Raw genomic sequence first — 26813 nt, 5'->3', positions numbered from 1 at the left:
ATTCTTTGTTGATAGCGAATTCTTGGGTGGGTGAAACCCAGATTCTGCGGCATGTTGTGGCGAAAGCTTAACACGCCCTACGGCATTCTTAATGGGTGCTGCTTACTTAAAAACGGCTTAGCTTTAAAGGTGCTCTAAATTGGTTTTATATAGCTTAAGCTTGCTTTGGCTACTTGCCTGAATTCGTAAAAAGGCTTAATTTTTGCTTGGGCTAAGCACCACATTGATACCCATCAAAATTAATCCCATACTGGCAACCATAGTCGCTGTTAGTTGCTCTCGAAAAAACAGCCAAGCTAGTCCGGCTACAAAGATAGGTACCAAGCTGTACACTACGCTCGCCGTTCGGGTTGGGCCTACCTGCTGAATGCTGAGATTAAACAGCAGGTAGGCCACCCCTGAGGCTGCTACCCCCATATACACAATCGAAATCAGCGCTGGCAGCGACAGGGTAGCAACCTGTTGCCACCAGCGCTCGGCGGCGGCCAGCACCAGCAACTGCCCGACTCCAGCGACGGCGGCGTAGAAGGTAATGGTCAACCCCGAGTAGCGCTGGCTCAGCTGCTTGATGATCAGGGAATACACTACCCAGCACAGCACCGCGCACAGCATCAGTCCGTCGCCCCGGTTGAGCTGAAGCGCCAGCAGGGTAGTGAGATTGCCTTGAGTTAGTAGGGTCAGCACTCCCAGCAGGGCCAGAAAAATACCTCCGTACTGACGACGAGTCAGTCGTTCGCCAATGAATAGAGCGGCCATCACCCCGGTCACGACTGGGTTAAAGGCGTTGATAATGGCGGTATTGGCCGTGGCCGTGTAGCGCAGGCTGCTAAAGAAGAAATAGTGATACCCCACCACCCCAAAGGTGCCTAAGAGCAGCATGGCCCCCCAATCGGCACGGGCAACGGCGATCGCCTTGGCGGGCTGAGCACGGCAAAGCATAAACAGCCCCAAAACCCCCATGGCGATTATGTAGCGGAAAAGCGAGGTGGTCAGCGGCCCCAGCTCAACAGTGGTGTACTTGCCAGCAATAAAACTACCGGCAAACAGCAGGCTGGTGAGCACGGGCAAAAACCCTCTGAGCTTAGACAAGGATGCCATGGTGCAGGCCTGAAAAGTTAGGTTAGGGAAGCAGCAGACTGGGCTAGAGCCGACAGCGGACAGCCACAGCGGACGGCAATGGCCCCTAGTCATCCTAGTTTGAATCTTCCTGAGGGACTTGGCCTACGGAACCTGCCTGATGAACCTGTCCTGGGGGCCTTGACGGGGGCCAAGACAATGGCCTAGTTCGGGAACCCGTACAGGGCCGTTTGTTGCGATCGCAACCCTTTCCACCGTAAATTAGCACTCGGAGCTTGCGAGTGCTAAGCTTCGAAAACCTGTGTAATGCGTCTGACTGGGGCCGAGTGTAATTCCCCCAGGCGCTGTCTTAATAGCAAATCCGGAGAAGCATTGTATGGCAGCTATCACTTTGGCGGCATCTAGCGTTAAGCCCCTAGCCGATCGAGTTTTGATTAAAGTAAGTGCGTCCGAAGAGACCACCGCTGGCGGCATTCTGCTACCTGACACCGCCAAGGAAAAGCCTCAAGTGGGCGAGATCACCGCTGTTGGCCCCGGTAAAACCGACGACAAAGGTTCCCGCCAAGCTCTAGAAGTCAGCGTTGGCGACAAGGTGCTCTACTCCAAGTACGCCGGCACCGACATCAAGCTGGGCGGCGACGAGTTCGTACTGTTGTCTGAGAAAGACATCCTCGCCGTGCTCGGCTAGACCAATTTCGAATTTTAGATTTTAGATTCGTAGGGTAGGCACTGCCCACCACCAGGATTCGTAGGGTGGGCACTGCCCACCATGACCTAGGCTAAGTGCAAAGCATTATCGGCTAAGGTTCGTTGGGTTCCGCTACCGCTTCACCCAACCTACAAACTCAGAAATTCTGACCTCTAAAATTCTCTTCCCTTCACATTTCCGCATTCCCTTCATATCTCTTTTCGGAGAAATTCAATTCTATGGCTAAGCGCATTGTTTACAACGAAAACGCCCGTCGCGCCCTCGAACGAGGTATGGACATTCTGACCGAGGCCGTGGCTGTGACCCTCGGCCCCAAAGGCCGCAACGTGGTGCTCGAAAAGAAATTTGGCGCACCTCAGATCGTCAATGACGGCGTCACCATCGCCAAAGAAATCGAACTCGAAGACAACATCGAGAACACCGGTGTTGCCCTGATTCGTCAGGCCGCCTCTAAAACCAACGACGCCGCTGGCGACGGTACCACCACCGCCACCGTGCTAGCCCACGCCATGGTCAAAGAGGGTCTGCGCAACGTTGCCGCTGGTGCTAACGCCATCTCCCTCAAGCGCGGCATCGACAAAGCCACCGCCTTCCTGGTCGAGAAAATTGCTGAGCACGCCCGTCCTGTCGGCGACTCCAAGTCGATCGCTCAGGTCGGTTCTATCTCCGCCGGTAACGACGAAGAAGTCGGTGCCATGATTGCCGAAGCCATGGAGAAAGTGGGCCGCGAAGGCGTCATCTCTTTGGAAGAAGGCAAATCGATGACCACCGAACTGGAGGTCACCGAAGGCATGCGCTTTGACAAAGGCTATGTCTCCCCTTACTTTGTCACCGACACCGAGCGCATGGAAGCGGTGCTCGACGAGCCTTACATCTTGATCACCGACAAGAAAATTGCCCTGGTGCAAGACCTGGTGCCCGTGCTGGAGCAAGTCGCCCGCTCCGGTCGTCCCCTGATCATCATCGCTGAAGACATCGAGAAAGAGGCCCTGGCTACCCTGGTGGTCAACCGTCTGCGCGGTGTGCTGAACGTGGCCGCTGTGAAAGCGCCTGGGTTTGGCGATCGCCGTAAGGCCATGCTCGAAGACATCGCCGTGCTGACCGGCGGTCAGGTGATCTCTGAAGACACTGGCCTCAAGCTCGACAACACCAAGCTCGACATGCTGGGTCAGGCTCGCCGCCTCACCATCACCAAAGACACCACCACCATCGTCGCCGAAGGCAACGAGCAGGATGTCAAGGCCCGCTGTGAGCAGATCCGTCGCCAGATCGACGAAACCGAGTCGACCTACGACAAAGAGAAGCTACAAGAGCGCCTGGCTAAGCTCTCTGGCGGTGTGGCCGTGATCAAGGTTGGTGCCGCCACCGAAACCGAGATGAAAGACCGCAAGCTGCGCCTCGAAGACGCCATCAACGCCACCAAAGCGGCTGTGGAAGAAGGCATCGTCCCCGGCGGCGGTACCACCCTGGCTCACCTAGTGCCGGCCCTGACCGAGTGGCTCGAAGCTAATCTAACTGCTGAAGAGCACACCGGCGCTGCGATCGTGGCCCGTGCCCTGGCCGCTCCTCTGATGCGGATTGCCCAGAACGCTGGCCAAAACGGTGCGGTAATCGCCGAGCGCGTCAAAGAGAAGGACTTCAACGTCGGCTACAACGCCGCCAACGGTGAGTTCGTTGACATGTTTGACGCCGGTATCGTAGACCCCGCCAAGGTGACCCGCTCTGCCCTGCAGAACGCAGCTTCCATCGCTGGCATGGTGCTGACCACCGAGTGCATCGTGGTCGATATGCCCGAACCCAAGGAAGGCGCTCCCGCTGGCGCTGGCATGGGCGGCGACTTCGACTACTAAATAATGCCTAGGCCTCCCTTGGAGGCCACGGGTCATTAGCTGTAGGGTGGGCACTGCCCACCATCAGCGATTAGCAAAAAGCCGTCCTGAACTCAGGGCGGCTTTTTAGTGGGTATGGACACCGGCAGGATCGTTAGACTGGGGGGAGTATGCGGGATGGTTAACAATGAAATTGAACTTGGGCTGGGTGATGGTTGGGGTGGTAGTGGCGATCGCAGCCACGGGCGCACTTCTCCTGGGTGCCTACAGTGCCGCCTCTGCCCCTTTGCCCGAGGGCTTTCCACCCCCCAGCCCCGACGGAGAAATTGAGATCAAGCAGTACCCCGAGTATCGAGCTGCTACCGTGCAGACCCCCGGCAATCTCGACTCGGCCCCTTCCCGAGGCTTTAGTCCGCTGTTTCGCCACATCAGCAGCAACGACATTTCGATGACTGCGCCAGTCGAAACGCGCTACCCAGCCGCAACTTTGGAGGACAGCGCCGTGCCCAATGGCGAGGCCACCGTCTCATTTCTCTACCGCAGCCTCGATATCGTTCCCCAGGAGGTTGCCCAGGAGATTCAAATCGAAGACATTCCACCGATGACAGTGGTGAGCATTGGCACCCGAGGCGGCTACAACCTGGAGTCTTACCAGTCGAGCATTCAGCGGCTTCAGGCTTGGCTAGCCGCCCACCCCGAGTACCAGGTGGTTGGCCCACCCCGGCGTTTCTTCTACGATGGGCCATTTTTGCCCGATGCCCTCAAGCGCAGCGACGTCCAGATTCCGGTGCGGCGCTAATTTAGACTTTGGTGTGCGACATGAATCTGGGGGAGGGCGAACGGCGGTTCGCCCCTACAGAGGCTCTATCGGAAATTGCAGGTGGTGCCAGCCCACAAGTTCTGAACGATGGCATCGGGGGCATCGGAGGTTAAAATTCCGAACAGGTCACCAGCCGAAAACTCTGTGCCGAGGGAACTCTCGAACACCTCCACCGTGTAGGCAGCTTCTAATGCACTGCGAGTAGAGCCGATCCCCACCCCGGCTATAGTAGTCAAGGCTTCATCGGTATCGGGGCGGGCCGACCAGCCAATAAACTCACCCTCAGCGGCGTGTAGCACTAGACCGCCAGGCCACTGGGTGATCATCTGAGGGCCCGCCCCGCACTCTTCATTCAGCCCTGTCTCTAGGGGGGTGCCTAAAATGTTGGTGACAATACCTTCGACCGTAGCCATGTCAGTGCCAAACTCCAGGGCATTGGTAGAGCCGGTCTGATCGCCCACCAGTTGTAGCCCTTCGCCGGAGAGAGCTATAAGCGATTCGGTATCCTCAACTTGGTCACCGGGAGTGGGGGCAGTGGGAACGGGGTCAATGGGGGCAACAGCATCGGGCGTTCGAGTGCAGGCTGCGGTAGTTAGCAGTAGAGTTAGCCCCAGGGGCAGCAATGCAGAAAGGCGAAAAGATTGTTTAAGCATAATTTACTAAAAAGTTGGCTGAGATACAAAAGCAGTTGATCTAGCCTACGGCAAATCTTAGAAATTGAGCCGGATTGCATGGCTGCAAGCGTAGGCAGGCAGAATCTACATAACATCCCAACTGGGTAGGTCGGCCTCGGTGGTGATGCAGTGCCATAGATAAACGGCAAGCCCCAGATCGCCTGTCCACAAGCTGTAACGCCCCAGGCCATAGCGTTCCTTTTCTCGCTGGTATTGAGCGATCGCATGCATGGCAAACTGGCGCGATCGCTCCAGCCACAGTTGATCTCCGGTGCGGCGAAAGAGTTTCAAAAAGGCATAGCCATTGCCTGCGGTACCGTGGCACAGGTTGGTACCTTTCTTCAGTGGCCCGGCCTGCCAGGTCATTTCCCCTGCTTGCAGAAGTAGGGTCTCTAACGGCTCCGATCGCCCCACCGGATAGGTTTGGGCCAGGCTGGTCACCATCCCCGGTGCGCCGTGGCACCACTGCACCAGCATGCGGTTGAGCAGCCAGTTGCGGGTCACCGTAGGGTACCAGTTCGCTGTGTTGCCCTTAATGTGGGCAGTGTTGAGCAGCATCTGGGCGGTGCGTTGGTAGAGAGTTTGGCGCTGTTCATCCGAGAGCCAGTCTGCTCCGCGCAGCAGGGCGTAGAGGTTACCAGCGTAACCGTGGGCGGGGCCGGTCATCTGGCTAATAGATCCATAGAGATCCTGAGTCCACAGGTAGCAGTCCCAGGTAGGGTTGTAGTGCCACTGCTGCCAGAGGTAGTCGACATTGCGGCGGTAAAGGTCAACCCAGCGGTTTGCCCCAGTCCACTGCGCCATCCAGAGGGCGGCCAGCATGGTGCCGGGGGCCGCCCAGAGGGCTTCGTTAGTAGGGTTGGCGATGTTCGCTGCCACCTGGTCAAAGATAGTTTGGGCGGTCGCATCCTCTGGGCACAATCGCCAGCGCACCAGTGCAATCCCCACTTCTCCTAGAAAAAAGGAGGGTACCACGCTGCCCGTGTCTGGAGCCTGACGGTAGGTCTCATGGATGCGGGGCATCAGTGCAGCCAAGTCGAGGTCTAGGGTAATAGCCTGGGCCTGGTGCAGGTAGTGCAATGCCCAAACCACCCCTGCCGCCCCGCTGTACAACGACCTATAGGCGGGCACAGGCGGCGGAAAGTCGCGATCGAGGGGATGGATAGGCCAGTAGGTCTGCTCATCCCACTGCTGCTCAGTGTCGTGGGCGATCGCTTCGATCGTCGCCCGCACCTGGTCTTCGTTCCATGCCGATGCCGCCAGAGTTTCGTGGCGTTTGAGCTGGTACATAGCGAGTTTGCGCTCAGAAGATTTCCAGGAAAAACTAGCCCTGCTGCAATCTAGCGACTGTCGCCGATGTAGGGTAAGCACTGCCTACCATGGGGGAGGAGGTTTCCCAGAAATCACCTCAGGGCCTGGATTTCCGGTGCTACCGAGCCTGCAATACTCCTCTAAAGCTAGATCCCACAATGCGCGGCTGGCCGTCCTGCATTTGCACCGTAAAGCTGCGCTGCTCTCGCTGGGTCGAGCCGTCGGGGTAGACGTAGGTGTTCTCGCCCACAAACTCCACGGTGTCGGCGGTTTGCCCCGTCACCCGCAGATTCTCGACCGAGACGCGATCAAACTGGGCAAAAAAGCCGGGGTCAAACTGCTGGGCCAACGAGCCGCCAAACTGCGATCGCGCCGCATCCCACGACTGGTTAGACACGTAGCTATAGAGCGCGCTCACCGTCGCTTGAGCGGCTGCCGGGGTTAGCTCGCTCTGGGGCTCTGGGGGTGGTGCAGGAGCGTCTTCAGCCTCAACAACTGGTTCTGGGGCGGCTGTGACCTCTGGCTCTGGGGCAGCCGGTGCCTCAGGTTCAACCTCGGGCGATGGCGCTCTGGCCGCAGGTGGCGAAGTCGTCGCGGCTTCCGGTTGAGGGTCAGGTTCAGGTTCAGTGTTTGGAGGCACTTCATCTGCAGGCGTTGTCACGACAGTAGGCGTTTCGGCATCGGGGGCAACGGCCCAGCGCCACATTTGCCAGCCGAGCAGGGCGGCGATCGCCACCATTGCCCCTGCCGCCAGCGGCAGCCAGTTCCCGGAGGATGGCGATGAGTCTTGCCGGGGTGCTCGCTGGGGTGCTCGCCGGGGTGCTGGCTGCTGGGCTGGGGTTTGGGGGACGGTAAGCTGGGTGCGATCGCGGCGGCGACCCACCGCGATCGTTGGGTTGGCCTGGGTCGCCGGGGGAGACTGGCCGGGGGGTGCGATTGCTCCTGGTACGTACCGGCTCAAATTTGGCGGCAACCGTCTCAAAGCGGCCAACGCTTCGGCGGCGGTGGTGTAGCGGGTGCGAAAGTCGTAGCACACCATCGTGTCTAACACCTCTAGCAGCGCCGGGGTGGCCCTGGGCGTAAAGCCCTGCCAGTCGAGTTCGCCGCTGTGGGGGTCGGGGTGCAACTCAGTGGGCGGGTAACCGGTCAGAGCCTGAATACCCAAAATGCCAACGGCATAGATATCGCTGCTGAACTGGGGCCGCCCGGCCACCTGCTCACTGGGCATATAGCCTTGGGTGCCAATCGAGATGGTGTGACTGAGGCCAGAGCGCAGGGCGGTGGCCTGGGTACTGACCTGCTTGACCGCGCCAAAATCGATCAGCACAATGCGGTTGTCGGTGGCGCGGCGAATTAGGTTTGAGGGCTTGATGTCGCGGTGGATGACGCCGTGGCCGTGGACAAAGGCTAAAATTCCCAGCAGATCGCCCAGAAACGCCACCACCTGAGCCTCGTTCCAGGGAGCACCCAACTCATCGGCCAGAGAATGACCCTGGATATATTCCTGGGCCAGGTAAAACTCCTGGTCTTCTTCAAAGTGGGCCAGCAATCCCGGAATCTGCGGGTGTGCCCCCAGCTTGTAGAGGGTCTGGGCCTCGGTGTCAAACAGCCGCCGCGCCGTCTGTAGCTCTTCAGCCGTGGTGACCTGGGGCTTGAGTTGCTTGACAACACATAGCGGGTGCCCCGGCAGGTGTAGATCTTGGGCGCTAAAGGTTTGCCCAAAGCCTCCAGCCCCTAGGGGCTGAATCAGCCGGTAGCGGCCCCCAATCGGTCTAGACTCAGGTTGAAAATTGGCAGAAATGGGCATAGCCATGGGCATCAGGTTGGGCAAAAGCTGTTGTAGTTTAGCCAATTCTAGGGTGACTCATTTTTCTTTAAATAGGTTCCTTGAATAGTTTTTGGCAGAGTAGCCCCAGCAGGAGGCATCTTTTACGGGGTGTTTGCCTCTGGGGTCGCCCCTGCTACCAGGGCGGCAGGGGTGATGGTGAACAGGCGCAACGGGAGCGGATCGCGACAGGAGCATTGAACTGCGATCGCCCCCCAATATCCCGCCTCTGGCTGCCACTGGTAAACTTGCCCAGGGTGTTCTAGCCGCTGACGGGCCGTCAACGGGTGAACCGTCAAAGGCAGGGGAGTTGGCACTGGGGAAACCTGGTCCCCCAGGCTGAGTTCCAGGGTGTGCATAGCATCGTCGACAATGCCCAGCCCCAGAGCTTTTAGGCAGGCCTCTTTGCCGGTCCAGTAGCGCAAAAAACGGTGGTCGGCTAGCGGTGGCGCGAGCGCCAAAACGGTCTTGGCCTCGGTTGGGGTGAGGTAGCGGCGACACAGCGCCGGCAGATGAGATACGGACCGTAGCGCTTCTACGTCAACCCCGACTGCGGTAACGCAGTCTGCCAAGCTCACGGCGATGAGCAATCGGTGCCCGCTGTGGGACAGATTGAACTGGGGCACCGTGCCCCCCGGCTTGATCGGGGTGAGAGCTGGCTTGCCCCGAGGGCCGTAGACAAACCTCAGACCGCCTGGGGATGCTTCTGTGTAGCGGCTGAGTAGATGGCGTAAGCAGCCTCGACTGAGCAAAAACCGCCGCTGGGCCTGGGGCAGTCGCATCTGCTCCAGATGGGCTTGCTCTGAGGAGGATAGACAGTCCCTTAAAGGCTCTAAATCTAGGGGGGCAACGGTATCGATCGGCAATAGCCAGAGGTCAATACCTGGCGGTGTGTTAGGAGGGGGCTGTCCTGGGCAAAACTCAGACATAGCAAGACGAATAGGGCCAGACAACAGAGAGCGGTGGAGATCGGTAACGGGGCAGTCTAGCGCTATTGTGCAGTCAGCTGGGCACCCTTGGCACAGCCCCCTGCATTCTGCTGCTATGCCGTCGAAGCGATCGCCCTATTCTGCCCCTGGATCGGTTGCCCCCACCGGGGACAGTGCTGTGCGGGTGTGTATTTTGGGCGGCGGGTTTGGCGGGCTGTACTGCGCTCTGGCGCTGCACCAGCACCTGGGAAAAATCTCCCGACCCGTGCATATTACCCTGGTGGAGCCGCGCGATCGCTTTAACTTTACCCCCCTGCTCTACGAGCTGCTCACCCAGGAGCTGGCCCCCTGGGAAATTGCGCCTGCCTATACAGATTTACTGAAGCATACCGCCGTTGATCTGCGCCAAGACTGGGCTGAGCAGATCGATTTAGCCCAGCGCCGCGTCACCCTGCGCCAGGGCTCACCGCTGACCTACGACTATCTGGTGGTGGCGTTGGGTAGTCAGCTGCGGCCACCGTTGGTGGCCGGTAGTCAGGCCCATAGCCTCCCCTTTAACAGCCTGGGCGATGCCGAACGCCTAGAGCGGCGGCTGGGCGATCTTGCCCACCAGCCTACTGTGCAGGTGGTGGTGGCCGGGGCCGGCCCCAGCGGCGTTGAGCTAGCCTGCAAACTCAGCGATCGCCTTGGCTCCCGAGGCCACGTCACTGTAGTAGACCGGCGGGGAGAAATTTTGCGATCGTATCCTGAGCGGGTGCAGCGCGCCGCAGGCCGCGCCTTGGGTAAGCGAGGTATAGCGGTGTATCTCAATGCAGCCATCGACGGGGTAGACGCCACCGGGCTGACCTTTGGCCACGGTGGGCAGCCCCACCATGCCCCGGCCGATATCGTGCTGTGGACGGTGGGCACTGTGCCCCGCCCCTGGCTGGGCGGCGATGCTCTTAAGCCCACCCCCTTTGGTCAATATCCGGTGCGGCCTACCCTGCAACTGCTGGACCACAACAATGTATTTGTGCTGGGCGATATGGCCGCCATGCCCGCTCCAGGTCGTGAACGGGCTCCCTTAACCGCGCAGGCGGCTTACCAAGCCGCCCCGGTTGTTGCCCACAATCTGGCGGCGCTGATCGCTGGGCGATCGCTCAAACCCTTTGTATATCATCACCTGGGCGACATGCTCACCCTGGGACAGGGGGAAGCAGTGGTGTGTGGCTTTGGTCTGTGTATCACCGGGCGGCTGGGGGCATTTTCCCGACGGTGGGCCTACTGGCTGCGGCTGCCGACTATGGCCCACCGCTGGCGGGTGCTCAAGCATCGCTTAGGCTTGCGGTAATCGGGGGTGGCTTTGCACCCAGTTTGGAACCCTGAGAGGTTTCCTCTAAAATTGAACCTATGGATATTGAACTGCTTGGGACGAATCTGGCTGGTTTAGTGCGGGCCTTTAGTGGAATTTTGATCAGCACCTGCCAACTGCTGGCCATTTTCGTCATTTCGGTGGGCATTGTTCGCGCCCTGGTGATTTTTCTGCGGTCTTCCTTGTTTAAGCCGCAAACTCCGGTTGCCTTTCAACGCAGCCGCCTAGCCATGGGCTATTCCTTCTCCCTGGGGCTGAGTTTTTTGGTCGGTGCCAGCATTCTCAAGACCATGCTGTCGAGCCAGTGGGAAGATATTGCCCGGCTGGTGATTATTATCGCTGTGCGCACGACGCTGAATCTGTTGCTGGAACGGGCGATTCGCAACAGCCAGAGCATTAGCGATGACATGGCCGATGCCGATCAACCGGGGCAAACCGCCCTGCCAGGGACGGCGATCGCCAACCCCTAGCCATCTGGCCCTCTGCTCAAAGGGGCTCTAGCTATATCAACCTGAGTTCGCCATCAGAACAGTGCTGGGTCAACGAGGCTCCTCCTCCCCTCTTGGGAGGGGGAGGGGTGGGTCAGTCTATGCCATTTTGGCAACGAACCCCATCAAGAGACTTGTAGTTTGCTGTAGGTTTGACCCACCCCTCCCTCCGGGCACCCCGCCCAAGGAGGGGACGGCGTTGGCCTGGACTAAGGTTATGTCAGCAAATACCCCAGCAATCTGACCAGATTGCTGGGGTATTCGACTCTCTTGATAGGAGTGACAGGGGTAGATCAGGTGGTGACCGGCTCTTTGGCCTCAAACTTGAGCTTGGCCCGCTTAAACGGCTCTGGAATCTCTACCGGGTAATTGCCCGTAAAGCAGGCCGAGCAGAAACTGCCGGGGTCTTGATAGGTGGCGGCCAGCATGCCTTCCCAGCTCAGGTAGGCCAACGAGTCGACCTGAATTTGCTTGGTGATATCGGCTAACGACTTTGTGGCGGCAATCAGTTGGTCTTGATTGTCGGTGTCGATGCCGTAGAAACAGGGGTGGGTCACAGGCGGCGACGAAATGCGCATGTGTACCTCGATCGCCCCAGCATCCCGTAAGGCCTGCACGATTTTGCGGCTAGTGGTGCCGCGCACAATGGAGTCATCGACGATCAGCACCCGTCGGCCTTCAAGCACATCTCTGAGGGGGTTAAGCTTCATGCGAATGCCCACCTCCCGCATAGACTGAGTGGGTTGAATAAAGGTGCGTCCGACGTAGCGGTTTTTAATCAAGCCCTCGGCGTAGGGAATTTGGGACTGTTGCGAAAACCCAATCGCAGCGGGCACCCCAGAGTCGGGCACCGCCATAATTAAATCGACATCGGCGGGGGACTCCTTCGCTAGCTGATGGCCCAGGCGGCGGCGATAGCTGTAGAGGCTTTCGCCATTAACAATGCTGTCGGGGCGAGAGAAATAAATCATCTCAAACACGCAGAGTTTGCGTTGGGTAGCTTCGGCCCAATGACGGGAAACTATCCCTTCGGGGGTAATCCACACCAGTTCCCCAGGTTCGATATCGCGAACGTAGGTAGCCCCAATGATGTCGAGGGCACAGGTTTCTGAGGCCAATACGTACTGAGCTGGCTCGCCTACCGGTGGAATCTCGTTGCCCAGCACCCCCAGCACCAGGGGCCGAATGCCCTGCTGATCGCGGGCTCCAAGGATGCCGTTGGGGGTGCCAATCACTAGGCTAAAGGCCCCATAGCAGCGATTAAAGGCCGTTTCTGCGGCTTGAATCCAGTCGGCCCCATCATTAACCGCCTCGGCCAAGGCAAAGGCGATCATCTCGGAATCGGTGGTGGTGATCAAGTCGTGATCGCGATCGATCAGCTCTTCCCGCAGGTCGGCGGCGTTGACCAGGTTGCCGTTGTGGGCTAGCGCCAGGTCACCTAGCCGGGTGGGTACGACGGCGGGCTGGGCATTGCACACGTGGCTAGAGCCAGTGGTGGAATAGCGGGTGTGCCCGACGGCAATATGCCCCGACAGGCCTTGCAAAATATGGTCGTCAAACACCTGGGAAACCAAGCCCATGTGCTTGTAGCAGTGGCTACCAGAGGCATCAAAGGTGGCGATTCCCGCCGACTCTTGGCCCCGGTGCTGGAGGGCAAACAGGCCAAAGTAGGCCAGCCGCGCCACCTCTTCGTCAGGGGCATAGAGGCCAAAGATGCCGCAGGCTTCTTCGGGTTTGTCGGGGCGATCGCCCTGATCGGCAAGATCGCGATCGCAAGACTCGTCTAAGAAAGCGTCGGAAGGGAACGTCATGGGTGGTGCAGGATGGCTGTAGGAATGCAATGGCAACGGAGCAATACGTTTAAAGGCAATCTTTCAAAGCGCATTTGGCAACCGCATTCTGCCCCCAATGCGAGCCTAGCTTCATCATAGGATGGGCGTTTTCAAAACAGCATTAGAGACTACCGAACTCCCTTAACCAACTTAATGGTTCCTTAACATAAGTCGATCATAGCACCTGTAGTCTTTCCCCCCGGTAGGGATAGGAGCGATGAATCGAGCAAATGCATACTCGCAAATTAGGGGTACAGATGCACCGGCTGTGCAGACGGTATTCAGTCAACCCAGCCTAGGTAAGCTGGGCGACGCTTGTGTACCTATCCTACCTAGCCAGAGACCTGGGTCGGATAGGCTCTGGAGCAATCCCTTGACCTATCCTACCCAAGCGGTTGGTGGTGTCACACGGTAGCGGGAATCTTCACCCCTGAGAGGATGCCTTCGGTTTGAGCCATGTAGAGCATGAGATCGACTACGCGCATGGAGTAGCCCCACTCGTTGTCGTACCAGGTCACCACCTTAAAGAACCGGTCGTTGAGTCCCATGCCCGCCCCGGCATCAAAGGTGCTGGAGTGAGGGTCGGTGATGAAATCGCTAGAGACCACATCGTCTTCGGTGTAGCCCAAAATGCCGCTCATGGGGCCGTTTGCGGCGGCTTTGACAGCAGCACAGATGGCCTCGTAGCTGGTGGATTGCTCGGTTCTAAAGGTGAGGTCAACCACCGACACGTTGGGCGTGGGTACGCGAAACGCCATGCCGGTGAGTTTACCCTTCAGTTCGGGCAGCACCAGGGTCACTGCCTTGGCCGCCCCAGTGGAGGCAGGGATGATATTTTGTCCGGCGCCACGACCGCCGCGAAAATCTTTTTTAGAGGGGCCATCAACGGTGGGCTGGGTGGCGGTGGCGGCGTGGACGGTGGTCATCAGCCCTTCGGCTAAGCCAAAGTTTTCGTGGATGACCTTGGCGACGGGGGCCAGACAGTTGGTAGTGCAGCTGGCATTCGACACAATGATGTCGTTGGCGGGGTTGTAGGTGTCATGGTTCACGCCCACTACCAGGGTATGCACGCGATCGGGGTCTTTGGTGGGGGCCGAGAGAATCACCCGCTTGGCTCCGGCATCAATGTGCTGATGGGCCGTGTCAAACGTAGTGAATAGCCCCGTAGACTCGACCACGTAGTCGGCCCCGAGATCGCCCCAGGGCAAATCAGTAGGGTTGCGCTCGGCCATACAGGGAATTTTTTTGCCATCGACGACAATGCCGTCAGCCACGGCTTCGACGGTACCGTCAAAGCGCCCGTGGGTGGAATCGTACTTGAGCAAATAGGCGAGGTTGTCGGGCGGTACGAGATCGTTGATGCCGACAAATTCAATGTTGGGGTTCTTGATGCCGCCGCGCAGTACCAGGCGACCAATGCGGCCAAAGCCGTTGATGCCAACTTTTAGGGTGGTCATGGTCAGATTGTCCTTTTGCGTAGGTTTGTCAGAGAATGGGCTGCATGTGGGCCAGTTATGACATCATCCAAAGCAGCCTGAATCAGGCGTTTGGAGCATTACTGGATAAACAGGTCATGGCTACTTGACAAAGGTTCGCCACTCCCCATGGGGGAAATGCTAGGGGGTGTTGTTCTGAGGAGGTGGGGATCTACGCTTTTATTTCAGAGTTTGGTCTCCCAGTGGGAGACTAAAATGCTGAGTTAAGCAAGTGATTGATTAAGCATCTACCGCTATACCTAGAAACTGTTAGGTCTGTAGTGTTACCCAGAGTGGCTTGCTTGGCACCTAGTTCTCGTCGGCAATGGAGAAAGCGCTGTGTTTACTGGCCTTGATCTAGTTGTAATAGTGATTGTGTTGGCCGCGTTTTTTTACGCTACTGGCTCTAGCAAACAGACAGAATTTAAGCTAGAACCGCTGACGCTGTTGGTGGTAGCGATTGTCGTCGGTATGGTTGCGTATTCTTTATTAAGTCGATAGTGGGATCGCGTCAACAGGTTTTCTGTTCCCAGTCGATTGGGGGATCTAGACCGATCTAAACGGGATTTTGCCAAAAGGCCGTTGGGGTGCATCCCACTTTTGCCGATGCCTACGTCATTCCCCCACCAGTGGGAGTCCATTCGGGAGCAAGCTGTTCGCTGTAGATTCCCGCCCCACGCCTTCGCGGGGGCAAGTTCTGCACGAAAATGACGGACTAGCTAGCTGTCAAAAGGATGAATTTACAAACTCGGAATGCACTCAGCCGGTGAGACCAAAACCAGTGAAAAGAGGGTCTATGAAAGGAGGGTCTATAGAAAAATGGAGAGGGGACGCAAAAAGCTGGCTAACCGGTTGTAGGCAGCTTGAATATTGTCGCCTTCTAACACGACTTCTTCGGTGGGATAATTTTGCAACACCTCTAGCAGCGTGATTTGCTTGTCGTCGCTAGCAGATAGCACTAGGGCCGCCCGCAGCGCCTGGCGGTCGGCTGCACCTCTGCCTGTGTGAATCGATTGGGCCAGGTAGTCGAGCACCCATTCACCAGGACGGCTGTTGAGGGAGCGATCGAGCACGACAGGGTCGGCGGGCAGTGGCCGGGTAAGCAGCGATCGCAGTTGGTTCGCATCTTGCCCCGCCTGATTGAGTAGCCCGCCGAGCACACCAGAGGTTGCACCTGTATCGGCCAAAGCCACAAGCAGGGGTACCGGTACAGAGCGACTAAAGCCGCGATAGTTGAGGCGCACCCGTTCAGCCGCCTGAGCAGGGGCGAACAAAGCCCCCAGAGACAGACTGGCCAAGGCGATTGCCATTAAAACTTGACGCGTTTGATGGCGCATTGCGACCTCCTAACAATGTAGAGCTAGCATCCTGACCTGTAGTAGGATTGCGACCCTAGTATGTGATTCAGTATAGCGAGGTCAATTCGATCGCCCAGGCAAGCTTGTGACGAACTAGAGACTGGTCGCTCTAGGTAGCTCATTCGGTGCTAGCACCCAATTTTTGACAGCAATCATCAACCGATAGGGGCATTATTTGCCCTAGCAGAGCCTGACCTCAGTGCTAGACATGCCGTGCTTTACCACTTTAGAGCATCGCTTTAAGAGCATCACTAGCGTTGTCAGCAATCGCCCCTAAAGATCTTCTAAATACTGAATTTTACGTTTTTTTTGGCCAGCGGGAGAAAGCTTTGCTAGCGCTACTGCTCTAGCTCCATAGGGGTTATTAGAATAGTCAAAGGAAAACCATAAATTATGCCCCTGATCTGTAAACAAATCAATAGTTTTGCGGCCTCGACCAATGAAGTGTTCTATTAGTCGACGCCGGATATTATTTGATTTACCAATGTAGGCAGGCAAATCTGCTGATGCTTCATCATAAATTACATAGATGCCATCGGTCTCTGGCACTGAATTTATGTTCATGCTGGTAAAAGGCATAACCTCACCGGCTCTCATCATTTTCTCCTTTTACACCCAGGCTAACGAATTCATTGGAGCCAGGAACCCCTTAAGGCATTGGATCTGATCGACACGATTCTGACAAATTGGCCAGCCAAAATCACCACAGCAAGGTGCTAAAGATAACTCAAATCATCTACTCAAGTCCTGGCATTATGACGAGATTCAGATCCATGTGCCGCTTGCTCTTAATCTGTGCTGAGACTAATTAGGCTGCCCTAATTAAACGCCTAGCACTAATTAAGATTATCTATTTAGCAACACAACTCCTATCCCTAAAATTTAGCTGCCTAGGTGAAAGAAAATATCTCACTATAGTTTGCCAATACCCTGAGTTATACTTTCTCTACTGGCTCAGTATGTTTACGGTTGTCTAGGTAAGCTTCTGAAGAGTAAATCAGTAATTGCACCGTAGTATAGACAAACTTTTAATTCAAGGTAGTGACGATTTACTAGAAATTCCTAGATTCTGATGGCCAATCGGCGCGACAGGTTAAAAGCCTCTCGAAAGGGGTTAGAACGGGTTGAAGACGCGATTCGCCAACAGGGTTGGGGACGGCAATCGGCGGCCTGGTACGATCGCGCTCACGTTTCTCTAGCCACCCTGCGGCGGTTCTGGCAGCGGATTCCAATTAGTGCCGATGCGTTCAAGGCGATCTGTGAGGCGGCGGGGGTCGATTGGCCCCAGGTGGCCGACCGACCCCCTGCGATCGCAGAGACAATGCCCGCCGCTAAAGCTTACAGCGAGGTCTGGGTTGGGCGGGCGGCGCTGATCGAGGAGCTAGTGCAGGGTTGTCAGCAGGGTTGTCGGCTGCTGCTGGTCACCGGCATGACTGGCATTGGCAAAACAGCTCTGGTCAATCAGCTCTGTCAACGCCTAGAAACGGCTCTGCCAACTCGGCACCGCGTTACTTTCGACGATCGCGATCAGACCAGCTTCAGCCAAATTGCTCCCTACCTGACCGGTGGCGCTGGCGATTTAGCCTCGCTTTCGCCGGAGGAAAGCATCAGTGCAGTGGTCAACCAGTTGACCAGTCAGCCCCGCCTGCTGATCTTAGATGGGTTAGAAGCCACCCTTGAAGGCAACGACGAAACCGGCTGGAGCGAATTTAAAGATCCCCAGTGGCAGCGGTTTTTCCATCGCCTCTTGGCCGCTGAGCACTGTCAGACTGTGGTGCTGGTGGCCACTCAAGAATTTCCGGTGCAGCTGCGATCGCTCGGCAGCCGTTACCCCGCTGTTTGGCGCTGTGTCCCCCTCAAGGGGTTAGAGCCCACCGAGCAAATGCTGCTGCTCCAGCAATTGGGGCTAGCCACCGACATCAACAGCACCACTCAAAATCAACTACAGCGGATTGGAGCCGCCTACGAAGGGCACCCCCTGACCTTGCAAATTATCGCTGGAGAAATTCTCAACCCGCCGTTTGACGGCAACCTGACTGCCTACTGGGGCACCTACGGCCACGAGATTGAGCAGCTAGAGCGGGCTACCCAGGCCATGCCCCTAGAGGGCGAAGCCGATCGGCTGCGGCTAGATTCCTATTCGCGGCGTTTGCGGCAAATTGTGCGCCAGCGCTTAGAAACCAGCTTTAACCGCCTGCAGGCCCAGGTACCGCTGGCCTACCGGCTGCTCTGTCTGGGGGCAGTCTATCGTCGCCCAGTAGTGGAGGCTTTTTGGCTGAACCTGCTGACTCCGCTGCAACCCAACCTTGACCAGCAGCAGCTAATGCTAGACGCCCTCATCGATCGCTACTTAGTGGAAGAGCTAGTGACCCACGACCAGCTCCATCTGCGCCAGCACAATTTGATTCGCAGCATTGCTCTCAGCCATCTACGTCACCTCCGCACCCACGATGACAACGCCTCGACCCGCGCTTGAGGATGGCGGGCTAGCGGCAACGCCCCTAGAGAGCCTGATTGCTAGCCCTCTGGGGGGCGATCTAGGGGCCTCCTGCCCCCATCGCCTCGCCGATTTATTAGCGCTAGATCTCTCATCGCCCTGGGTCTATGGCCACTACATGGCCATCGTGCAGTGGTTGAGCCACTACGAACCGCATAGCCAGGCCCCTTTAGACCAGGTGCGGGGTTGGCTAGAGGCGTTTTATCACGCCTGCGAGGCCGAGCTGTGGCCGATCGCCTGGGCGATCGCCACAGCTCCTGTCGGCGATGGTACCGCCCTCTACCGGCAGTTAGGCCTATGGGGGCACCGCCGCGAGCAGGTCGAGCTGTGCGAGGCCTTATTAGACCAAGTCGACCCCGGTTTACCGACCCACGGTTTGCAGAATGAGCTACGCCAACTGGCCGGCCACGGGTGGCAACAGTTGGGGGCCTACGACAAAGCCAGACACCACTACGACAAGCTGCTAGCAGACAGCCGAGCCCAACCGAATCTGCGGTTGGAGGTAGAAGCCCGCTGCGGCCTGGCCGATCTGGAGATGGAATATATGCGCTATCGCGCGGTCATTAATGAGCTAGAAGCTGTGTTACCCCAGGCCCAGGCCTTAGCCGCCTGGGAAACGACCGCCAAAGTCTTGCAACAGCTCGCCTTGGCCTATGGCTACACCGGGCGTACTCGCCGCAGTCTTGAGGTCTTGCAGGAGGCGTTGACCCTGGCCCAAACCCATCGGCTTTCAGCCCAAGAAACGGCTACGCTCCACCATTTTGCCAAGGTGTACGAATGGCGCGGCGAGCCAGAGCAAGCGTTGCCTTACCTCAACCGCTGCTTGGCCTTGGGCCAAGCCCAAAACAACCTCATCCTGCAAGCCGATATCCTGGTCGGGTTGTGTCGCTGTTCCTTTCTCAGCCGTGATCTAGAGGCGGCGATCGCCCACGGCCAGCAAAGTCTGGCCCTCTACCGCGAAATCTACTGCTGTAACCGAGAAGCCCTAGTCTTAAACGATCTAGGCGTGATCTATGCCTACGGTCTGAGCCATTGTGCTGAGGCGATCGCCTACTTCAACCAGGCCGAAAGCGTAGCCCGTCGCATCGGCGAAGGGAACGGCATGATCGCCATTATCATGGCTCACCAGGCCTACTGCTACGCCGCTCTGGGCCAATACCACCAGGCTCAGCAGGCCAGCCAACGGGCCTTAGCTACCGTAGAGGCCGAAGCAGCCGAAGCGTATATCAAGGCGATCGTCTACGCCTGTGTGGCCAAAGTGCATTGGGAGCAACGCGATTATGGTCCAGCTCTGACCTTGGTTTACCGAGCGCTACGCCTATCGCCCCCGTGGCAGACGAGCAACGGTCGTTTGCTGTTTCGCAAAGTCTGGGACACGCTCACTCGCCCCTTTGCCCACTGGCGATCGCGCGGAGTGGCGCGGCTAAAAAAGCCGCCATAAGCAGGCAGGTCACCGTTGGGGCTGCCGCCCAAAAGCCTTAAGCCTGGCGGCAAATCAGCCAACTGCCGATAGCCAGGGTGTAGCCCGCCCCGATTACGGCAATGGTGCCAAACGGTAGCCCGAGGTCATAGAGGGTGCCCCCCACCACCAGCCCCAGGCTAACGGCAAAATTTGAGATTGATACCAGCAAGGCATAGGTGAAGCCCGCAGCAATGGGGGGACAAGCGGGCGCAACTCGCCCAAATAATCCCAGAAATCCTACAATTCCTAGCAGGCCGCGCACCAGGTAGACCCCGTAGGCCGAAGTGACATCCTGCATAAACGCCAGACTGAGAATCGCCCCCGCCTGGCCCCCAACCGCGAGGCTCAGCAGCGGCTGGGCGGTCGGAGACCATCGCCAGGCCCACAGCCCAAAGCCCAAAGCGCCCAGCACCGTGCCGATGCCCTCTAATGCCCTGAGTTGGCCAATCACCCCGTTGTCAAAACCCAGTTCCTGGGTCTGATAGAGATAATCTACCGGCAGCGGACCGAGTTGGAGCACTGCCACCAGACCCATTACCCGGAGTAGCTCAGGCTGTCTGAGGGCTTGGCTAAACTGCGGCCAACGCACCCGCAGGCCTGGGTTAGGGGCCGGTTGCTCGGGGAGCTGCCAGACCACCAGCAGCAAAGCGACCCCGGGCAACAGAGTACTGAGCCAAAACACCTGGCTGAGGGCAACCCGATCAGCCAGCCAGCCCCCAGCTAGAAACATCGCCACTGCCGTCCCACCCCACCCCACCCACTGAGCCGCCTGATACACATTCGTTCGCTGTCGCTGTTGCCCTTCGATAACCATCCACCGGTCAGCTAGGACATCAGAAACGGCCACCGCCGCAGAAATGATGCCAATGCCGACCAGTAGTTCTGCCGCCGTAGGCTGCCCTAGCTGCCCCAGCCAGCCAAACCCCACAACCACCAGGCTGTACGCCAACATCAGGTAGCCCTTGACCCGATATTTCCCCAGGGCGACATTGTCTGTCAGCAGCGCCCACAGGGGCTTGATCAACCAGGGGAACAACACCATGGCCTGAAAACTAGCCAGTTGACTGGCCGACAGATCTAGCGTGTGGGTCAGGTAGGCGGCGACCGGCAGGTAGGCTAACCCCGGATTGCTGCTGGCCGCTTGCACGGCATATAGCAGCACCATGAACCCCAGGCGGGAGCGTTCCTGGTGGCGGTGCGAGGGGATAGGGGCCATGGGCGATCGCAGCTCTCCTGAAAGAGGTCCCTCTAAAGGTAAGGCCACAAGTTGAGGCCGCCGCCCCAATGGGCGATCATTCCGGCTGGGCCTGGGTACTCAGCGAATAGCAGAAGCGATCGGCCCGCGAAATGGTGGCCCCGTGGAGCACCGGCTGCTGATGGCGGGAGTAGGCTGTGTAGCGGTAGACCATGAGCGCGTGCCCTAGGGGGACCTCCAGATAGCCGCTGAGGTCATAGTCAGCGTGGGTACACTCAACTACACCATCGAGCCGGTCGATGGGAATGCCATGTTGGGCCAGGGTAGGGAAGGTCATTTGCTGCTCTAGCAGTGACGCAAATCGCTGCCCCAGATCGGCCACCAGATAAGAAACATCTACCGCTCCGGCGGCTCCATCCATGCGAAACAGCTTTTTTTGCCGATAGACCTGAGACTGGGTTGGGATTTCTAGAATAGCCGCCACCTCGGTCGGAGCCAGAATCGGCTCAAACTCCAAATTTTCAAAGGAGAAGACTACTCCCTGACGGGTCATATCTTGCTCTAGAAACACCAGCGGACTAGAGAGCGAGTAGGTGACCTTTTTCTGCGGCGTGACAAAGACGCCTTTGCCTCGGTAGGCGATCGCTAGCCCCTGGCTGACCAAATTGGCTACCGCCTGGCGAGCGGTAATGCGGCTAACGCCAAAGGTTTCCATCAGCTGGTGCTCACTGGGCAGGCGATCGCCCGCCGCATACTCCCCCACCTGAATTTGGTGGCGCAGCTTTTCCGAAATACTGATGTGCAGGGGAGTAGACATGATTAGCGCAAGCGGTAGTTAGCCTCAAACAGGCTCAGGGTCAGGATTGCCAGACATGGCTTTGTCAGCCATAGGCAACTGTGCTAAACTCACTTGTCATAACAAGTTAAGTAATGGTTGTTTTGGCTGGCAGCTCAGCCAGCGGGTCGTTAGGGCAACGTCAGCCACGGGCAAGCCGCAAATGGGTGCCCAGGTTCTCGCCCTTGCTTTTTTCAGTATTACCCCTTGTCAACTCTCCGTTAGCCATCCGTTCACCATGCTTACGAATACTACACCCGTTGCTGAACCGAGTTCATTGCCCTCCCAGCCGCGTCAAATTTTATCGGCTGAAGCCCTAACAACCCTCAACCAACGCTCTAACTGGGCAGGCGGGGTTCGCTTTGCTGGTCATTTAGCCGTTATCGTCCTCGGTGGCTGGCTATGGGGCACGGCTCCCCTGGGGCTAGCGCTACCTGCCCTCATACTTTGCGGAGCGGGTCTAGCGTTAATGTTTTGCCCCATGCACGAGTGCTGCCATCGCACCGCCTTTGCCAACCCCCGCCTGAACGATGGTGCGGCCTGGCTGGCCGGGCTGCTGTCGTTCTATAACAGCGGCTTTTATCGGCGCTACCACAAGTGGCACCACCGCTACACTCAAATTCCGGGCAAAGACCCTGAGCTCGACGACCCCAAGCCCACGAGCCTCGGCAACTATCTCTGGCAGCTCAGCGGCATTCCCTGGTGGATGGGCAAAGTGCGCTGCCACAGCCGGGTGGCGCTGGGACAACTGGAAGGGATGTATTATCTGCCCGCAAGTGCCCAGGGTGAAGTCGTGCGATCGGTGCGGTTGCAGCTTGCCACCTATGCCGCCATCGTGGGGGTCTCGACGCTGCTGGGCAATCCTTGGTTTTTGATCACCTACTGGGTGCTGCCCCTGGCGGTAGGCCAACCCCTGCTACGGTTTGTGCTGTTGGCCGAGCACACCGGCTGCCCCAACGATGCCAACCCGCTGATCAATACCCGCACCACCCTCACCCTCTGGCCCTTGCGCTGGATCATGTGGAACATGCCTTTTCACGCCGAGCACCACCTGTACCCGTCGATTCCGTTTGCGATGTTGCCCGCTGCCCATGGCCAGCTCAAGCCCTACTTTGAACGGATTGATGCGGGCTACGTGGGGGTTAATCGCGGGATTGTAGCGGCTCTATTTAAATAATTTCTCAACTTCAAGCCCAAGCCTGTAGAGCCCAAGGAGCCGCTATGGCCTCTCCCAGTCGGTTGACGCTCAAAGACTTTCCGCTACAGTGCGGGGTGGTGCTGCCCGAGGCCGAGGTGGTGTATCAGATCGATGGCGAGTTGAACTGCGATCGCAGCAATGCCATTCTCTACCCCACCTCCTACGGGGCGCAGCACACCGATGTCAATTGGCTGGTGCGCCCCGGCGGCATTCTCGACCCCAGCCACTGGTGCGTGGTGATGGTGAATATGTTTGGCAACGGCCTCTCGACCTCGCCCAGCACCTGCCCGGCGGTGGCCCAGCCCGGCGTTTACTTTACCCACTACGACAACGTGCGCGCCCAAAGGGAGCTCGTAGACTCCTTAGGCATTGACCACCTGGCCCTGGTCTACGGCTGGTCGATGGGAGCCCAGCAGGGCTATCACTGGGGGGCGATCTACCCTGAGCGGGTGCAGCGCCTTGCGACCCTCTGCGGCACCGCCAAAACCACCGACCACAACAAACTCTTTCTCTATAGTTTGCGGTCGGCGCTAACCAGCGACCCAGCCTGGAACGGCGAACGGTTTGAGGCTACCCCCGATCGCGGCTTTCACACCTTTGCCCAGATCTACGCCAGCTGGGCGGCCTCGCAGGCCTACTACCGGGCTAAGCCCTACCTGGCCTGGGGCTACGACTCGCTCGAAGATTACATTTTGCGCGGTTGGGAGGCGGGTTACCGCCAGCGCGACCCCCACAACCTGCTGGCGATGATCGACACCTGGCTGCGCTGCGACGTGGGCGACAATCCTATTTACCAGGGCGATTATGCCAAGGCCATGGCGGCAATTACGGCCCAAACCCTAGTTATGCCCGCCACCACTGACCTCTATTTCACCCCCGAAGACTGCGAGGCCGAGGCGGCGCTGATCGCCAACGCCGAATATCGCCCGATTCCCTCAATCTGGGGCCATCGGGCGGGCAACCCTTATCAAAACCCCGAGGATGAGGAATTTATTCGCAGAGCGATCGCAGACCTGCTGAGCTAGGCAACCTCGCAAATTGTGGCAGCGATCGGCCAAACAGGCCCAATACCAGAACCCCAGCCGCTCAACCCGAACGATACCCCCGCGATCGCCGTGCGGCCCCCGCTCTCCGCTCGAGCTGCGTTATCATCCTAATTATCTAAGCCGGGGTTATTTAGAGGGCTGCAATGCTGGAAGGGTCAATACTCAAGCTGTTGGTCGACGGTCGCACGGAACCAGACACCACACCGCTAAATTATGGCGTTTACTACAAAAATACTCTGGTTGCTCTCTGCCACGCCTTAGAAGACTGTATTTTAACCTCTAACTCCGCCCCTCTCGTGATTACGGCTTTTCAGCGGGGCAAATGGTATTTACAAGAAGCCGATCGCTACAGTGCGATCGCCGACCAAGCCCAGCAGGTTGTGATTATGGCCGCCTCTGAGGCCGGCTTTCACGACCACCCCACCAGCCAGCGCGAGAATGTCGCCCTAGTTGACCTGGCCAGCGACGACCCCGTGGCCGAAGAGTGGCACCTGATCATTCTCTCCCCCGACTACACCGCTATGGTGCTGTGCCAAGAGCTATCGGTGGCCGACTACGGCAAAGCCGGCGTTCCCGAGCACGACCTAGAGCGCAAGTTCTACGGATTTTGGACCTTTGACTCAGCTCTGGTAGCAGAAACTATCGAACTGGCGATCGCCCATGTCGGTCGCTACAACCCCGATCTTCAGGCCCAGCTAACTGCCCACCTGACCAGCCTCAAGCAGCAAAATCCAGCTCTCCGCAACGATGCATCAACGGCGGTTAGCCACACCGTTACCCAGGTCGTGCACTACCTGCAAAACAGCCGCAATGACCTTCAAGGCAACCTGGCCTACAGCCTGGTTGACGACCTCGACCAAAACTTGTTTTCTAACGAGCTTCAGGCCTTCTTGCGTATGGCCCAGCTGGTCGATTTTAGCGACCCAGTCAACCCCCTGGCCGCCAGCGAAGTGGTGTCTTTGCTAGAAATGATGGGCCAGCTCCTCGATCTGCCCGCCTGGCAACTCCAGCGGCTGCGGCTGGCGGGGATGCTGCACCGCATTGCCCCGGCCCCCGATTCAGCCTTGCTCGATGGGGACGGGCCCAGCTGCCCGCTGATTCCTGAGGTTCAGGCCCTGCGGCTCATGCCCCGCATGCGGGCCGTGGCCGCCATCATTGCCCACCAGGGCGAATGCTGGGACGGCAGCGGCTACCCCGCTGGACTTACCGGCGATGCCGTACCACTAGAATCGCGCATGCTGGCGCTGGTAGCCGAATTTCAGCGGCGGGTGGCCGCTGCCCGCCACGACCAAGCTCCTAACGCTGACAATCTGTCTATCTTCGGCACGGTATTGAGCACCTGCCAGGCCGAAGCCGGTCAACGGTGGGATCCTAAACTAGTCGAAATCCTAGAGCTAATGGTGCTGGGTCTCCAGCAGGGCATGAGCTTGCCCACAATACCGACTAAAATTACGTTGGGGTCGGGGCTATTGAACCCCGACATCGCCGATCAAACTTCCGTCTTCCCCGCTTCCTCTGAACTGCTCCCTCGATAGTGACCTCCGTGGTGACCTCTGTGCCCAGCGATTCTATAGATATTGCCGCCCTGCGAGCGGGAAAACTCCGTCATCTCGCCGGAGCTGACCTCGAAGATGAAGACCTCTCTGGCGCTGATTTGGCCGGCGTCCACCTCGCTGGAGCCAGCCTGATGGGGGCCGATCTCAACCGCGCCTCGCTGGCTAAGGCTCACCTAGAGGGGGCTAACCTGATGGGAGCCAGCCTGGTGGGCAGCGACCTGCGGGCCAACCTGTGGGGGGCTAACCTCATGCAGTGCGATCTCACCGGGGCCGACCTGCGCGGGGCCAACCTGCGCGGGGCCAACCTCATGGGGTCACGGCTGAGCGGCGTCAGTCTGGCGGGAGCGTTTTTGAGCGGCTGCAATCTGATGGGGGTCAACCTGCAAGGGGTAGACCTGCGCGGGGCCGATCTGCGCGGCGCTAACCTCAGCGATACCAACCTCAAGGGGGCCGACCTGTCGCAGACCGATTTGCAGGGGGCCAGGCTCGACAATGCCAATCTCGAAGAAGCCGATCTGCGGCAGGCCAACCTGTCGGGAGCCTCGCTGGGAGGTGCCAACCTGCTCTGCGCCGACCTGAGCAGCACTCAACTCGACGGCGTTAGCCTCACAGGCGCTTGCCTGATTGGCACTTGCCTAGACAACTAATACCAATTGTCCATATCGCCAAGACGACACCCCCAACGATGAAAACTGTAGGGTGCATCCGCGCAGCGATGCACCGTCTCAGGGTTATTTTTAGAGCAAATCCGAATCACATACCCCCAATTCCAAACAGGCGGATTGCGTAGGGGCAAACGGTGTTTGCCCAGCCCAACCGGAGCTAGCCCAGTCGAATTCGGTATAACACGGCGGCAAACCGATCAACACAGGGCTGGGGCTTTCGACTTGGCTTTTCCGGGGGAAAGGCCGCGCCTAAAGGGCGATCGCAGCATAGTGGCCTTGGTCCAGCATTCGATCGTCAATTGCATAATTGCGCAATTGTGCTAAATTGATTGCTATGCAGCTAACGTTTTTTCTAAAAGCATTTCTGGCCCTAGCCCAGGAAACTCGGCTGGCGGCGTACCGCCTCCTTGTTAAAGCGGGGCCTTTGGGTTTGGCGGCGGGGGAAATTGCTGAAGCCCTGGGCGTTAACCCCTCTACCCTATCTCGCCATCTGGCGCAGTTAGAGCGGGCCAAGCTGCTGCGGTCTTGGCGGGTGCAGCGGCAGGTGCGCTACGCCATTGACTGGCAGGGCACCAATCAACTGCTGCGATTTTTGCTGGAAGACTGCTGCCAGGCAGACCCGGCTATTTGGCCCGCCGAGCCGCCACCCGCCGATGATCCATTAGCAACTGAGCCATAACC

The 26813-nt window shown here is 58.2% G+C and carries 23 protein-coding genes; 12 read left to right on the top strand and 11 right to left on the bottom strand.

From position 1 onward, the window contains the following. Positions 1-195: 195 nt before the first annotated feature. Positions 196-1098, bottom strand: coding sequence for a DMT family transporter (locus RRF56_RS17955; RefSeq protein WP_317034530.1), 903 nt, complete (start codon positions 1096-1098; stop codon positions 196-198). 355 nt (positions 1099-1453) lie between these two features. On the opposite strand from RRF56_RS17955, the gene groES reads away from it, so the two are divergent. The 3 genes from groES (at position 1454) to RRF56_RS17940 (ending at position 4414) form a co-directional block, all read left to right on the top strand. Next, on the top strand, positions 1454-1765 hold the full coding sequence (groES, locus tag RRF56_RS17950) for a co-chaperone GroES (RefSeq protein ID WP_317034529.1): 312 nt from the start codon (positions 1454-1456) through the stop codon (positions 1763-1765). Between the two features lie 239 nt (positions 1766-2004). Next, positions 2005-3636 carry a chaperonin GroEL gene (gene groL, locus RRF56_RS17945; protein WP_317034528.1) on the top strand — a complete coding sequence of 544 codons (1632 nt, stop codon included), beginning with the start codon at positions 2005-2007 and terminating at the stop codon, positions 3634-3636. Positions 3637-3802: 166 nt separating this feature from the next. Continuing rightward, entirely contained in the window at positions 3803-4414 is a 612-nt protein-coding gene (locus RRF56_RS17940) for a heme-binding protein (protein WP_317034527.1), read from the top strand. 65 nt (positions 4415-4479) lie between these two features. On the opposite strand, the gene RRF56_RS17935 is transcribed toward RRF56_RS17940, so the two are convergent. The 4 genes from RRF56_RS17935 to RRF56_RS17920 all read right to left on the bottom strand — a co-directional run bounded on the left by RRF56_RS17935 (position 4480) and on the right by RRF56_RS17920 (position 9174). Continuing rightward, a complete protein-coding gene (locus tag RRF56_RS17935) occupies positions 4480-5088 on the bottom strand; it encodes a hypothetical protein (protein ID WP_317034526.1) in 609 nt (202 codons plus the stop codon). A gap of 105 nt (positions 5089-5193) precedes the next feature. Next, positions 5194-6399, bottom strand: coding sequence for a LanC-like protein (locus tag RRF56_RS17930; protein WP_317034525.1), 1206 nt, complete (start codon positions 6397-6399; stop codon positions 5194-5196). A gap of 139 nt (positions 6400-6538) precedes the next feature. Continuing rightward, a complete protein-coding gene (locus RRF56_RS17925; protein ID WP_317034524.1) occupies positions 6539-8227 on the bottom strand; it encodes a protein kinase domain-containing protein in 1689 nt (562 codons plus the stop codon). Positions 8228-8349: 122 nt separating this feature from the next. Beyond that, positions 8350-9174 (bottom strand): 4'-phosphopantetheinyl transferase family protein, encoded by an 825-nt coding sequence (locus RRF56_RS17920; protein ID WP_317034523.1) that lies wholly within the window; start codon positions 9172-9174, stop codon positions 8350-8352. 115 nt (positions 9175-9289) lie between these two features. Between RRF56_RS17920 and RRF56_RS17915 the strand changes: the two genes are divergently transcribed. Further along, positions 9290-10504, top strand: a complete 1215-nt coding sequence (locus RRF56_RS17915; protein WP_317034522.1) for an NAD(P)/FAD-dependent oxidoreductase — start codon at positions 9290-9292, stop codon at positions 10502-10504. A gap of 59 nt (positions 10505-10563) precedes the next feature. Continuing rightward, complete coding sequence (locus tag RRF56_RS17910) at positions 10564-10995, top strand: DUF1622 domain-containing protein (RefSeq protein WP_317034521.1); 432 nt, start codon at positions 10564-10566, stop codon at positions 10993-10995. A gap of 311 nt (positions 10996-11306) precedes the next feature. On the opposite strand, the gene purF is transcribed toward RRF56_RS17910, so the two are convergent. The 4 genes from purF to RRF56_RS17890 form a co-directional block, all read right to left on the bottom strand. Then, positions 11307-12824 carry an amidophosphoribosyltransferase gene (purF, locus tag RRF56_RS17905; protein ID WP_317034520.1) on the bottom strand — a complete coding sequence of 506 codons (1518 nt, stop codon included), beginning with the start codon at positions 12822-12824 and terminating at the stop codon, positions 11307-11309. Positions 12825-13249: 425 nt separating this feature from the next. Beyond that, positions 13250-14302 carry a type I glyceraldehyde-3-phosphate dehydrogenase gene (gene gap / locus RRF56_RS17900; protein WP_317034519.1) on the bottom strand — a complete coding sequence of 351 codons (1053 nt, stop codon included), beginning with the start codon at positions 14300-14302 and terminating at the stop codon, positions 13250-13252. An 827-nt stretch (positions 14303-15129) separates the two neighbouring features. After that, a complete protein-coding gene (locus RRF56_RS17895; RefSeq protein WP_317034518.1) occupies positions 15130-15657 on the bottom strand; it encodes an alpha/beta hydrolase in 528 nt (175 codons plus the stop codon). 294 nt (positions 15658-15951) lie between these two features. Further along, complete coding sequence (locus RRF56_RS17890) at positions 15952-16257, bottom strand: GIY-YIG nuclease family protein (protein ID WP_317034517.1); 306 nt, start codon at positions 16255-16257, stop codon at positions 15952-15954. A gap of 493 nt (positions 16258-16750) precedes the next feature. Here RRF56_RS17890 and RRF56_RS17885 point away from each other — a divergent pair, with 493 nt between their 5' ends. Beyond that, entirely contained in the window at positions 16751-18154 is a 1404-nt protein-coding gene (locus tag RRF56_RS17885) for an ATP-binding protein (protein WP_317034516.1), read from the top strand. Beyond that, on the top strand, positions 18129-19616 hold the full coding sequence (locus tag RRF56_RS17880) for a tetratricopeptide repeat protein (protein WP_317034515.1): 1488 nt from the start codon (positions 18129-18131) through the stop codon (positions 19614-19616). The genes RRF56_RS17885 and RRF56_RS17880 overlap by 26 nt, the downstream gene beginning before the upstream one ends. A gap of 37 nt (positions 19617-19653) precedes the next feature. Here the strand turns inward: RRF56_RS17880 and RRF56_RS17875 are convergent, their stop codons facing one another. Then, on the bottom strand, positions 19654-20853 hold the full coding sequence (locus tag RRF56_RS17875; protein ID WP_317034514.1) for a hypothetical protein: 1200 nt from the start codon (positions 20851-20853) through the stop codon (positions 19654-19656). 76 nt (positions 20854-20929) lie between these two features. Further along, positions 20930-21649 (bottom strand): GntR family transcriptional regulator, encoded by a 720-nt coding sequence (locus RRF56_RS17870; RefSeq protein ID WP_317034513.1) that lies wholly within the window; start codon positions 21647-21649, stop codon positions 20930-20932. Between the two features lie 256 nt (positions 21650-21905). On the opposite strand from RRF56_RS17870, the gene RRF56_RS17865 reads away from it, so the two are divergent. The 5 genes from RRF56_RS17865 to RRF56_RS17845 all read left to right on the top strand — a co-directional run bounded on the left by RRF56_RS17865 (position 21906) and on the right by RRF56_RS17845 (position 26811). Next, a complete protein-coding gene (locus RRF56_RS17865) occupies positions 21906-22844 on the top strand; it encodes a fatty acid desaturase (protein ID WP_317034512.1) in 939 nt (312 codons plus the stop codon). 44 nt (positions 22845-22888) lie between these two features. Then, positions 22889-23890 (top strand): alpha/beta fold hydrolase, encoded by a 1002-nt coding sequence (locus RRF56_RS17860; protein ID WP_317034511.1) that lies wholly within the window; start codon positions 22889-22891, stop codon positions 23888-23890. Between the two features lie 164 nt (positions 23891-24054). Further along, positions 24055-25446 (top strand): DICT sensory domain-containing protein, encoded by a 1392-nt coding sequence (locus RRF56_RS17855; protein ID WP_317034510.1) that lies wholly within the window; start codon positions 24055-24057, stop codon positions 25444-25446. A 35-nt stretch (positions 25447-25481) separates the two neighbouring features. Next, positions 25482-26114 (top strand): pentapeptide repeat-containing protein, encoded by a 633-nt coding sequence (locus tag RRF56_RS17850; RefSeq protein ID WP_410510635.1) that lies wholly within the window; start codon positions 25482-25484, stop codon positions 26112-26114. Between the two features lie 352 nt (positions 26115-26466). Continuing rightward, positions 26467-26811, top strand: coding sequence for a winged helix-turn-helix domain-containing protein (locus RRF56_RS17845; protein ID WP_317034508.1), 345 nt, complete (start codon positions 26467-26469; stop codon positions 26809-26811). Positions 26812-26813 lie beyond the last annotated feature (2 nt).

It is taken from the genome of Nodosilinea sp. E11 (assembly GCF_032813545.1).
In the GTDB taxonomy this organism is placed as follows: domain Bacteria; phylum Cyanobacteriota; class Cyanobacteriia; order Phormidesmidales; family Phormidesmidaceae; genus Nodosilinea.
Note: the sequence above shows the minus strand (reverse complement) of the source record. Positions and strands in the feature narration are given on the sequence as shown.

Bases quoted from the DNA above. Each gene is read 5' to 3' on its own strand.
- RRF56_RS17940 (WP_317034527.1), top strand. From the start codon at position 3,803: ATGAAATTGAACTTGGGCTGGGTGATGGTTGGGGTGGTAGTGGCGATC.
- RRF56_RS17865 (WP_317034512.1), top strand. From the start codon at position 21,906: ATGCTTACGAATACTACACCCGTTGCTGAACCGAGTTCATTGCCCTCC.
- RRF56_RS17855 (WP_317034510.1), top strand. From the start codon at position 24,055: ATGCTGGAAGGGTCAATACTCAAGCTGTTGGTCGACGGTCGCACGGAA.
- purF (WP_317034520.1), bottom strand. From the start codon at position 12,824: ATGACGTTCCCTTCCGACGCTTTCTTAGACGAGTCTTGCGATCGCGAT.
- RRF56_RS17895 (WP_317034518.1), bottom strand. From the start codon at position 15,657: ATGCGCCATCAAACGCGTCAAGTTTTAATGGCAATCGCCTTGGCCAGT.
- RRF56_RS17925 (WP_317034524.1), bottom strand. From the start codon at position 8,227: ATGCCCATTTCTGCCAATTTTCAACCTGAGTCTAGACCGATTGGGGGC.
- RRF56_RS17880 (WP_317034515.1), top strand. From the start codon at position 18,129: ATGACAACGCCTCGACCCGCGCTTGAGGATGGCGGGCTAGCGGCAACG.
- RRF56_RS17870 (WP_317034513.1), bottom strand. From the start codon at position 21,649: ATGTCTACTCCCCTGCACATCAGTATTTCGGAAAAGCTGCGCCACCAA.
- RRF56_RS17890 (WP_317034517.1), bottom strand. From the start codon at position 16,257: ATGCCTTTTACCAGCATGAACATAAATTCAGTGCCAGAGACCGATGGC.
- groL (WP_317034528.1), top strand. From the start codon at position 2,005: ATGGCTAAGCGCATTGTTTACAACGAAAACGCCCGTCGCGCCCTCGAA.
- RRF56_RS17935 (WP_317034526.1), bottom strand. From the start codon at position 5,088: ATGCTTAAACAATCTTTTCGCCTTTCTGCATTGCTGCCCCTGGGGCTA.
- RRF56_RS17875 (WP_317034514.1), bottom strand. From the start codon at position 20,853: ATGGCCCCTATCCCCTCGCACCGCCACCAGGAACGCTCCCGCCTGGGG.
- RRF56_RS17915 (WP_317034522.1), top strand. From the start codon at position 9,290: ATGCCGTCGAAGCGATCGCCCTATTCTGCCCCTGGATCGGTTGCCCCC.
- RRF56_RS17845 (WP_317034508.1), top strand. From the start codon at position 26,467: ATGCAGCTAACGTTTTTTCTAAAAGCATTTCTGGCCCTAGCCCAGGAA.
- RRF56_RS17885 (WP_317034516.1), top strand. From the start codon at position 16,751: ATGGCCAATCGGCGCGACAGGTTAAAAGCCTCTCGAAAGGGGTTAGAA.
- RRF56_RS17930 (WP_317034525.1), bottom strand. From the start codon at position 6,399: ATGTACCAGCTCAAACGCCACGAAACTCTGGCGGCATCGGCATGGAAC.
- RRF56_RS17920 (WP_317034523.1), bottom strand. From the start codon at position 9,174: ATGTCTGAGTTTTGCCCAGGACAGCCCCCTCCTAACACACCGCCAGGT.
- RRF56_RS17955 (WP_317034530.1), bottom strand. From the start codon at position 1,098: ATGGCATCCTTGTCTAAGCTCAGAGGGTTTTTGCCCGTGCTCACCAGC.
- gap (WP_317034519.1), bottom strand. From the start codon at position 14,302: ATGACCACCCTAAAAGTTGGCATCAACGGCTTTGGCCGCATTGGTCGC.
- RRF56_RS17910 (WP_317034521.1), top strand. From the start codon at position 10,564: ATGGATATTGAACTGCTTGGGACGAATCTGGCTGGTTTAGTGCGGGCC.
- groES (WP_317034529.1), top strand. From the start codon at position 1,454: ATGGCAGCTATCACTTTGGCGGCATCTAGCGTTAAGCCCCTAGCCGAT.
- RRF56_RS17860 (WP_317034511.1), top strand. From the start codon at position 22,889: ATGGCCTCTCCCAGTCGGTTGACGCTCAAAGACTTTCCGCTACAGTGC.